We start from the raw sequence: 8916 nt of genomic DNA on the forward strand, positions 1-8916 counted from the left end.
GCCATGAAGCCAACGCCTGCAGCTCTCAGGAAATCGCGGCGATCTATCAGCGGGGTTTTCAATTCAGTCCCCATCCAGCGAGGAGAAGCCTGCGGTCAGGCCGAATTCAGCGGTCAACCTGGTCCCGATCAGGGTCGACAGGCTGGAGGTGATCAGCGCGAAATGATCGAGCTTGTCGCGCAATGCCGGATCGGCAAGCGCCTTGTCGATTGGACCGCTGACGGCCTTGGCGGTGGCGACACCGTTGACCAATTGGATGTGGATCGCTTCGGCCATCCAGCGCGCATCGGCCGGCAGGGCGTCGCCAAGTTTCGAGGCCTGGAACAGCGTATCGATGCCGGAGAGATTGCCGGCCAGTGACGCGGTGGTGTTTTGCGAGCGCCAATAGATCGCTTGTTTCGGCTTGTCCGCGTCCGGCTTGCCGCCGAAAAACCCTTTCAGGCGCACGTCACGCACCATTTCCAGCTCGTTGATGAAGACGCCGACCAGTTCGGTCACCGCTTCATTGCCGTCGCGGTAGAGCGGGTTCTGCGGCCCCGGATTGGCCCAAAGCGCTGCAAAGCCGTCCGGTTTGTTCCAGGCGGCGCTGACCTCGCCGGCCATGGTTTCGATGTTGCCGGCAACAGCAGTGCCATAGGCGCAGCGGTAGGAATCATCCTTGCCGGCCAGTGCATCGGCGCCGTCGCCGTAAAGCACGAACTCCAGCGCGCCCAGCCCCTGCATGGCGACGCTCTTGCCGGCCAGCTGTGCCGGATCTGTGGCGGTTGGATCCTTCGCCGACAGCGCCGCCTGCACCTGCTTCAGGCCAATGCTCTTGCGATCCGGCCAGAACAGCATGCGTTCCAGCCGGTTGTTCTCCTTGATCGGCCCGAAGCCGATGATTTCGGCTGACGACCAGGCATAGACGGTGGCGGAGAATTCGGCGCGTGCGGCATCGAGCTCTCCTTGCGAGGGCGTGACGCACAGCTTGCGCATGGATCCGGTCAAGGCTTCCGCATGCTCGTGCAGGCCGGCATAGGCCGGGCGGACGAAGCCATCGATCGCCCGCTGGATGATGTCGGAGGCTTTGACCGCCGCCGACGCAGGGACAACGCCCAGCAGGGCCAGCGGAAGAGCGAAAAACAATGCAGAACGCTTGAACATCACAGTGACTCCAGGAATTTGAGCAATGCGTCACGCTCGGTCGCGTTAGCGGCGGCAAAACGGTCGCGCGCTTTCTGCGCCTCGCCGCCATGCCACAGGATCGCCTCAGCCAGGCTGCGCGCGCGCCCGTCATGCAGAAAGAAGGAATTGCCGTTGACTGTCTCGGTCAGGCCGATGCCCCACAGCGGCGGCGTGCGCCACTCATTGCCCGTCGCATCGCCCACGGCCTGGCCATCGGCCAGATCAGGCCCCATGTCGTGCAGCAGGAAGTCGGAATAGGGCCAGATCAACTGGAAGGCCTGCGCCTTATTGGGCGTATCGCGGCGCGTGACGAATTTCGGCGTATGGCAGGCAATGCAGCCGATCTCGTAGAATGTCTTTTTGCCCGCGAGCACGTCCGGCCGGTCGAGGTCCCGGCGCGACGGCACGGCCAGGTTCTGCGAATAGAAGGTGACGAGATCCATCACCGGCGGCGGCGCCTCGACCGGGCCAAGACGCTGCTGCACGCCGTTCGGCATGGCGAGGCATTTTGCCTCCGCAGCAGTGCAATCGCCCCAATGCCTCGGCTCTTCGAGCGTCGAGATGCCGATGTCGCCGGCAAAGGCATCCGCCGCCTGCTGGCGGATCGACGCGGTCTGCGCCTTCCAGCCGAAGCGGCCGAGCGTCAGTTCCCCGTTCAGGCTATCGCGCACGATGTTCGGCCTGCCGGAAATGCCGTCGCCGTCCCTGTCGTCCGGATCGGCTTGGGCGAGAATATCAGACGGCGCGATCTGTTCGATCAGGCCCAGGCCGATCATCGGCGGGGTCAGGCGCGGCGACAGTGTGGTGCGTGGGTCAAGCGGCCCGTAGCCAAGGCCGTCAACCGAATAGCTCGGCTTGCGCAAGGAGATCACAGCGCCGTCCGTCAGCTCTACCTTACGTTCCTGATAGTCGATATGCATCCTGCCTTCACCGGGCAGGCCGGGTACGGCGAGCTCCTGCAATTGCCTGCCGTAGACCGGGTCGGGGAAGTTGAGCACCTCATGGTCGGCAAGCGCCGCCTTCTCTTCCACGCTGCTGGCGTCGCGGGCCAGCCGCAGGAACATCGACGTGGTGCCGGCGTCGCCTTGCGGCGGGCGGCCGCGGCCGTCCTTCAGATGACAGTTCTGGCAGGCACGTTCGTTGAACAGCGGGCCGAGCCCGTCCGACGCCTGCGTCGAGGATGGCGACGAGACCCAGTTCTTGCGGAAAAGGGCATTGCCAAGCTTGAAGTCGCCCTGTTCCTCGAAGGTGAGGTTGGCCGAGGATTGCGAGAAGGAATCGCGGCTGACGTCCTTTCGGGACGTGCCGGCGCCACCTTGCATCAGTTCGAACGGCTCTGGCCTGGAAAAATCCGTGGTCGGCCTGGTGACGGCGATGGCGCGCGCCTGATCCTTCGCATTGAGGTCGGTGCGCGTGGTAGCGAAGCCGGCCGGCTGAAGATCACCCGCCATCGCCGAAGAGGTAAGCGCCAACACGAGCATGACACAGCGCCGACGCGCCAATCCGGCTGGCGTCTTCTCAGGGGGCGGCGAGCCATTGGCCCGCCGCGAGCGGCGCACGAATTCTAGCAGGCGCCGCATTCCCGCATGCCCTTACTCCGCCTCGTCTGCCGATGCGGCGTTGAGCTGGCCGTATTTCTCCTCGCCGATCGAGGCAAGCAGGTCGAGCTGCGTCTCAAGAAAGTCGATGTGACCCTCCTCGTCGGCCAGCAATTCCTCGAACAGCTTCATCGTCACGTAGTCGCCGGCGTCGTTGCAGATTTCGCGCGAACGCTTGTAGGCGGTACGTGCGTCATATTCTCCGGCAAGGTCGGATTCGAGCACTTCCTTGACGTTCTGCCCGATGCGCAGCGGCGCCACGGACTGCAGGTTCGGATGGCCTTCGAGGAAGATGATGCGGGCGACGAGCTTGTCGGCATGGTGCATCTCCTCGATCGATTCCGCCCGCTCCTTCTTTGCCAGCTTCGCGTATCCCCAGTCCTCAAGCAGACGGAAATGCACCCAGTACTGATTGACGGCCCCAAGCTCCAGAAAAAGGGCCTCGTTAAGCCGCTCGATGATCTGCGGATCGCCTTTCATGAATTCTGCTCCCGTATTGGATGCGCAGGCCTCTGACGCGATCCAGGTGTGAAACGACATCCACGCCGCTCGCCTCCGAGCGGGCGTGGTAGTTTTCGGTGACCCGAATGATCGTTTCCACCACATTTGGGAAGCAGCCGCAACAGCGACCGCGCTTTTGCATTGCATGATAGATCTTCGCCGGCACGATCAACTGCCAGGGATCCTGGTCCAGCAGCCCGACGATCGTCTGCTCGATCTCCTTCTCGGTGATGATGTTGCAATGACAAATCAGCATTGGCTTGCTCGGCTGGCTGACGGCGTCTCCCGCGCCGTGTGGCTTGATCTTCTGGCGGAGGCCGTTCCAAAGCCGGTTGTCCGGCTCCGGGTCAGTCTCCGTCGTTTACCCCTTACTTGAACACCTTGTCCGGCGCGTCGAGGCTGTCGGACCCTTCGAAGGCGATGGTGCTGAGCTTCAGGGAGCCGACGGCGCGCTCAATCGACTTGGTCTGATCGATCAGCGCATCGATCGCCGCCTGGACGGTGGCATTGCCCTCAATGTTGCCCTCGGCGATCTGCTGGTCATAGGCCTCGCCGGCCAGTGCACGCGCCTTGATCGCCTCCATCTTGGCGACCGAAACATCGAGCTTGTCAGACAGTTCCTTGTCGATCGCCGGGTCGGCCGCCTTCACCATATCGGCCACCGAAGGACCCGAAACGATGGTGCCGTCGAGACGCGTGTAGCTCGCATGATAGGCCGCGCGAATGCCGATGGCGTCGTAGAGATGCGAATTGTAGGTGTTGTCGGAGAAGCAATCGTGCTCCTCTTCCGGATCATGCAGCAGTAGGCCGAGCTTCATGCGCTCGCCGGCCAGTTCGCCGTAGGACAGCGAGCCCATGCCGGTGAAGATCGTCGAGATCGCCGTGTTCGGCTCGCCATCGACAAGAGCCTTGCGGGCGGCGCCGTCTTCCTTCCAGTTGCCGACCATCTCCTGAAGATCCGAAACCAGAAGGTCGCTGGCCGATTTCAGATACTCGGCGCGGCGGTCGCAATTACCGCCGGTGCAGTTCTTGAGGTCGTAGTCGGTGTCGGGGCGCTCGCCGGCACCCGGGCCGGTGCCATGCAGGTCCTGGCCCCAGAGCAGGAATTCGATGGCGTGATAGCCGGTGGCGACATTGGCCTCGATGCCGCCGGCTCCCTGCAGCGTGCCGGAGAGGAATTCCGGCGAAAGCTTCGATGCATCGACCTTCTTGCCGTTGATCTCGATCTCCTTGTTGGCGATCACATTGGCCGTGTAGAGCGCGTTCGCGTCCGATTCGGTGCCGTAGCTCTTGGCGACATAGTCGATCAAGCCTTCATCCAGCGGCCAGGAATTCACCTTGCCTTCCCAGTCGTCGACGATCTTGTTGCCGAAGCGGTAGACTTCGGTCTGCTGGTAGGGAACGCGCGATGCCTTCCAGGCGTCACGGGCAGCGTTGAGGGTTTCCACCGATGGCGTGGCGAGCAGCGCGTCGACCGCCTTGTCGAGCGCCTGCGCGGTGGTCAGCGAATCTTCGTATTTCGCGAGCGCGATGTCGGAATAGGTCTTGATGACCGCCTTTACATCGGTTTCCGCCTTTGCCGGCAACACGAATACCGCCGCCGTCAGCAGGGCAGTGGCGCCGATCGCCGCAAGCCTGCTGCCATATCGTGCTGTCATGATCACTCTCCAGTTTCTCGGAAATTCTGTAAACGGCGCGCGCAGCAACCGGCGCCAGGCCATCTGCGGGCCATTGGGCGCAAGAGATGCCGCGCCATCGCGCGGTTCGCGGAAGAAAGACACCAAAATGCCTCCAATCGAAAGGGTTCAAGGCCCAGACATTAAAGGGATGCGCTGACGCGCGAGCTTCCATAAAGCTGCGACACCGTCGGATGTCAATGACAATCCGCAAGAAAAGTCAATCGAAACAACAGTTTAGAATTATTCTAAACTGCGACTGTCAACTTTATGCATTTTCCTGCACCGGTCTTGCCGCTGAACTGTGCGATTGACAGCCGCCATCCCGGATGCGACCCGCAAAAGCTCGCTTGCAGCGGTGCCAGACAATTGCCATCTGGCGGAACATCCTAGGGTAGAATCGGGATTGAGTGCGATGAAGAACGGTGTGGTCATTGTCGGCGCGGGCCATGCGGGCGTGCAAGCGGCCGCAAGTCTGCGCGAGGACGGTTATGACGGACCGGTAATCCTCGTCGGAGATGAGGACGAACTGCCCTACCACAAGCCGCCGCTGTCGAAGACCTTCATCAAGGATGCCGAGGCCAAGCCACAACCCTTGCGCGGCGAGGCCTTTTACACCGGCAGCGCCATCGACTACCGGCCTGGCGTCAGGATCGATCGCATCGATGCCGGACGCCGCAGTTTGGATATTGCCGGCGGTGGTGCGCTTGCCTTCGACCACCTGATCCTGGCGACAGGCTCGCGCCCGCGCACGCTGCCGCTGCCCGGTGCCGATCTGTCCGGGGTGCTGTCGCTGCGCTCGCTGGCCGATGCGCGGCTGATTCGCGACCTCAGCGCGCAAACCGACGAAGTCGTCATCCTCGGCGGCGGTTTCATCGGGCTGGAGATCGCAGCCACGTTGAGGGCCGCCGGCCGCACGGTGACAGTGGTCGAGGCGGTGGACCGGCTGCTCGGCCGCGCCGTGGCGCCGGTGGTGGCGAGCCACGTCCGGCAACGGCTGGAAGCGACGGGCGTGCGCATCCTCACCGGCACCTCGATCGCCGGGCTCGAAGGCGAAAACGGTCATGTCGTGGCCGCGATCACCTCGTCAGGCGAAAGACTGCCGGCGCGCATGGTCATTGTCGGCATTGGTGCCGTGCCGAATGTCGAACTGGCACAGGAAGCTGGCCTCGGCATCGCCAACGGCATCCGCGTCGATCACCAGATGCGGACTTCGGTGCCGGAGATTCTCGCTATTGGCGATGCTGCCTCTTACCGTCACTGGTTCACCGGCGGCGACGTGCGGCTGGAATCGGTGCAGAATGCCACCGACCAGGCGCGGCTTGCCGCGCGCACGATATCAGGCCATGCCGACGCCTATTCTGCGGTGCCATGGTTCTGGTCCGACATCGGCGACATGAAGCTGCAGATGGTCGGCCTGACCGCCGGCGGCGACAGCCATGTCGTGCTGGGCGGCCTTCCCGACAACAAATTCTCGATCTACCACTATGCCGGCGACCGGCTGCTCGGCATCGAATCGGTCAACCGTCCGGGCGACCATATGCTTGGCCGCAAGATGTTGGGCGCCGGCTTCTCGCCGACGCCGCAGACGGTGGCCGCTGGCCCCGAGGGGCTGAAAGCGGCACTGGCTGCTTTCCTCGAGAATGAGCCCGCCAGAGCGGCGGGATAATTCCGTCCCTCAGGCGCGGCACCTTACTGATCAGGCGGCGCAGACTTCGCGGATCGAGCTTTCCAGAATGTCGAGTGCTTCGTTCATGACTTCGTCCTGGATGGTGATCGGCGCCAGGAAGCGGATGACGTTGCCGTAGACGCCGCAGGTCAACAGGATCAGGCCCTTGTCGAGCGCCTTCAACCGGATCGCATTGGCGATCTCGGCTGAGGGCAGGCCCTTCTTGACGTCGTTGAACTCGACCGCGTTCATGAAGCCGAGACCTCTGATGTCGACGATCTCGGGCACGTCGTCGCGGATCGACTGCAGCCGCTGTTTCAGCCTTGCGCCCAGCGTATTGGCGCGGTCGCACAGCTTTTCATCCTCGATCACGTCGAGCACGGCGTGCGCCGCGGCAACGCCGATCGGACTGCCGCCATAGGTGCCGCCGAGCCCGCCGGGGCCGGGCGCATCCATGATTTCGGCGCGGCCGGTGACCGCCGCCAGAGGAAAGCCGCCGGCCAGGCTCTTGGCCATGGTGGTGATGTCGGCGGCCACCTCATGGTGATCCATAGCAAACATCTTGCCGGTGCGGGCAAAGCCGGTCTGCACTTCGTCGGCGATCAGCAGCATGCCGTGCTGGTCGCAAAGCTTGCGCAGCGCAACCAGGAAATCCCGCGGCGCGTCGTAGAAGCCGCCCTCGCCCTGAACCGGCTCGATGATGATGGCGGCGACGCGCGCCGGATCCACATCGGCCTTGAACAACCGGTCGAGCGCCGCCAGCGAGTCGGCGACCGAGACACCGTGCAGCGGCACAGGAAACGGCGCATGGTAGACATCGCCCGGCATGGCGCCGAAGCCGACCTTGTAAGGCACGACCTTGCCGGTCAGCGCCATGCCCATGAAGGTGCGGCCATGGAAGCCGCCGGCGAAGGCAATGACCGCCTGACGGCCGGTGGCATTGCGGGCGATCTTGATGGCGTTCTCGACAGCCTCGGCCCCGGTGGTGACGAAGATCGTCTTCTTCTCGAACTTGCCGGGCAGCATGCCGTTCAGCCGTTCGGCCAGGCGCACATAGCTCTCATAGGGCACCACCTGGTGGCAGGTGTGGGTGAAGCGGTCGAGCTGTGCCTTGACCGCCTCGATCACCCTGGGATGGCGATGCCCGGTGTTGACGACGGCGATGCCCGACGAGAAATCGATATAGCGACGCCCCTCGACATCCCAGATTTCCGAATTCTCAGCCCGGTCGGCATAAATCTGCGTGGTCATGCCGACGCCGCGGGAAATCGATTGGTTCTTGCGTTCGGAAATGGCTGAATTCTTCATCGTATCCCTCACCGGGCCGGCGCCCGTCCTGTTTGATGCCGTTGAGATGTCTTCTGACCTTATTTCACGTTTTCCTCAAGTCGGCACCACCGGCAGGCGATTGGGCCTGCGGTGGGCAGATCCCGGCGCTTAGCCAGTCGGGCGATACACGTACGAGACCGGTTTCCTTTTCCCGGGGATCGACTATCCTCTGGATGGCCGCGAGGCACCGCGATCAGCGAGCGGCCCGCGGTCGGGAGAGCCCATGAGCAGGAACGTGACTTCGCCCGTCTCGCAGCCATCGGTCAAAGCTCCCGGTCTTTTGTCTTTTCCAGCCGCCCCGGCGCTTTTCGCCTGCACGGCGGCGCTGCTTCTGGCCGGCTGTCAGAAGCAGGAAGCGGCGGACAAGAAACTGCAGATCATGGTGCGCACCGAAACGGTGGCGATGGCCGACTATGCGCCAAGGACTTCGCTGACCGGGGTGATCGCGGCGCGTACGCTGAACAATCTGTCGTTCCGGGTCGGCGGTCGCGTCGCCGAACGGTTTGTCGATGTCGGCCAGCATGTCGATCAAGGCACGGTGCTCGCCCGCATCGACCCGCAGGAGCAGGAATCCGACCTGCGCTCGGCGCAGGCCGATCTTGATGCAGCCAAGGCGCAACTGACCCAGTCCGTTGCCGCCTTCGAGCGGCAGAAAACGCTGCTGGCGCAGGGCTTCACCACCAGGCGCGACTATGACGCCGCGGACCAGGCCCTGAAGGTGGCACAAGGCAGCGTCGAAGCCGCGCAGAGCGCTTTCTCCAACGCCCAGCAAAACCTGTCCTTCACCGAGCTCAAGGCCGGTGCCGCCGGCGTGATCACCGCCCGCCAAGTCGAAACCGGCCAAGTGGTGCAAGCCGCGCAAACCGTCTTCACCGTCGCCGAGGACGGCGACCGCGACGCGGTGTTCAACGTGCAGGAGACGCTGAACGCGAAGACACCGGCATCGCCAGCGGTGACGATCACGCGGGTGTGCGAACCG

The 8916-nt window shown here is 63.5% G+C and carries 8 protein-coding genes; 2 read left to right on the plus strand and 6 right to left on the minus strand.

What is annotated here, in order from left to right:
- Positions 1-63 precede the first annotated feature (63 nt).
- The 5 genes from ENZ74_RS12320 to ENZ74_RS12340 all read right to left on the minus strand — a co-directional run bounded on the left by ENZ74_RS12320 (position 64) and on the right by ENZ74_RS12340 (position 4921).
- Positions 64-1143 carry an imelysin family protein gene (locus tag ENZ74_RS12320; RefSeq protein WP_063169986.1) on the minus strand — a complete coding sequence of 360 codons (1080 nt, stop codon included), beginning with the start codon at positions 1141-1143 and terminating at the stop codon, positions 64-66.
- Positions 1143-2744, minus strand: a complete 1602-nt coding sequence (locus tag ENZ74_RS12325) for a di-heme oxidoredictase family protein (protein WP_063169985.1) — start codon at positions 2742-2744, stop codon at positions 1143-1145. The genes ENZ74_RS12320 and ENZ74_RS12325 overlap by 1 nt, the downstream gene beginning before the upstream one ends.
- A gap of 12 nt (positions 2745-2756) precedes the next feature.
- A complete protein-coding gene (gene bfr, locus ENZ74_RS12330) occupies positions 2757-3242 on the minus strand; it encodes a bacterioferritin (RefSeq protein WP_013527914.1) in 486 nt (161 codons plus the stop codon).
- On the minus strand, positions 3208-3519 hold the full coding sequence (locus ENZ74_RS12335) for a (2Fe-2S)-binding protein (RefSeq protein WP_013527915.1): 312 nt from the start codon (positions 3517-3519) through the stop codon (positions 3208-3210). Before ENZ74_RS12335 ends, bfr begins: the two co-directional genes overlap by 35 nt.
- A gap of 112 nt (positions 3520-3631) precedes the next feature.
- Positions 3632-4921 carry an imelysin family protein gene (locus ENZ74_RS12340; RefSeq protein WP_063170455.1) on the minus strand — a complete coding sequence of 430 codons (1290 nt, stop codon included), beginning with the start codon at positions 4919-4921 and terminating at the stop codon, positions 3632-3634.
- Positions 4922-5354: 433 nt separating this feature from the next.
- Between ENZ74_RS12340 and ENZ74_RS12345 the strand changes: the two genes are divergently transcribed.
- The gene (locus ENZ74_RS12345) at positions 5355-6608 is read left to right on the plus strand and encodes an FAD-dependent oxidoreductase (protein ID WP_063169984.1); all 1254 of its coding nucleotides are present in this window, start codon (positions 5355-5357) and stop codon (positions 6606-6608) included.
- A gap of 30 nt (positions 6609-6638) precedes the next feature.
- Here ENZ74_RS12345 and ENZ74_RS12350 read toward each other — a convergent pair whose 3' ends face one another.
- Positions 6639-7916 (minus strand): 4-aminobutyrate--2-oxoglutarate transaminase, encoded by a 1278-nt coding sequence (locus tag ENZ74_RS12350; protein ID WP_013527918.1) that lies wholly within the window; start codon positions 7914-7916, stop codon positions 6639-6641.
- A 244-nt stretch (positions 7917-8160) separates the two neighbouring features.
- Here ENZ74_RS12350 and ENZ74_RS12355 point away from each other — a divergent pair.
- Positions 8161-8916, plus strand: a 756-nt coding sequence (locus tag ENZ74_RS12355; protein WP_127312789.1) for an efflux RND transporter periplasmic adaptor subunit, incomplete at its 3' end; no start/stop codon positions are given.

The organism is Mesorhizobium sp. M7A.F.Ca.CA.002.15.2.1, from assembly GCF_003998715.1.
Taxonomy (GTDB): domain Bacteria; phylum Pseudomonadota; class Alphaproteobacteria; order Rhizobiales; family Rhizobiaceae; genus Mesorhizobium; species Mesorhizobium ciceri.

Coding starts and splice junctions, on each gene's coding strand:
- ENZ74_RS12320 (WP_063169986.1), bottom strand. CDS start 1,143: ATGTTCAAGCGTTCTGCATTGTTTTTCGCTCTTCCGCTGGCCCTGCTG.
- ENZ74_RS12325 (WP_063169985.1), bottom strand. CDS start 2,744: ATGCGGCGCCTGCTAGAATTCGTGCGCCGCTCGCGGCGGGCCAATGGC.
- bfr (WP_013527914.1), bottom strand. CDS start 3,242: ATGAAAGGCGATCCGCAGATCATCGAGCGGCTTAACGAGGCCCTTTTT.
- ENZ74_RS12335 (WP_013527915.1), bottom strand. CDS start 3,519: ATGCTGATTTGTCATTGCAACATCATCACCGAGAAGGAGATCGAGCAG.
- ENZ74_RS12340 (WP_063170455.1), bottom strand. CDS start 4,921: ATGACAGCACGATATGGCAGCAGGCTTGCGGCGATCGGCGCCACTGCC.
- ENZ74_RS12345 (WP_063169984.1), top strand. CDS start 5,355: ATGAAGAACGGTGTGGTCATTGTCGGCGCGGGCCATGCGGGCGTGCAA.
- ENZ74_RS12350 (WP_013527918.1), bottom strand. CDS start 7,916: ATGAAGAATTCAGCCATTTCCGAACGCAAGAACCAATCGATTTCCCGC.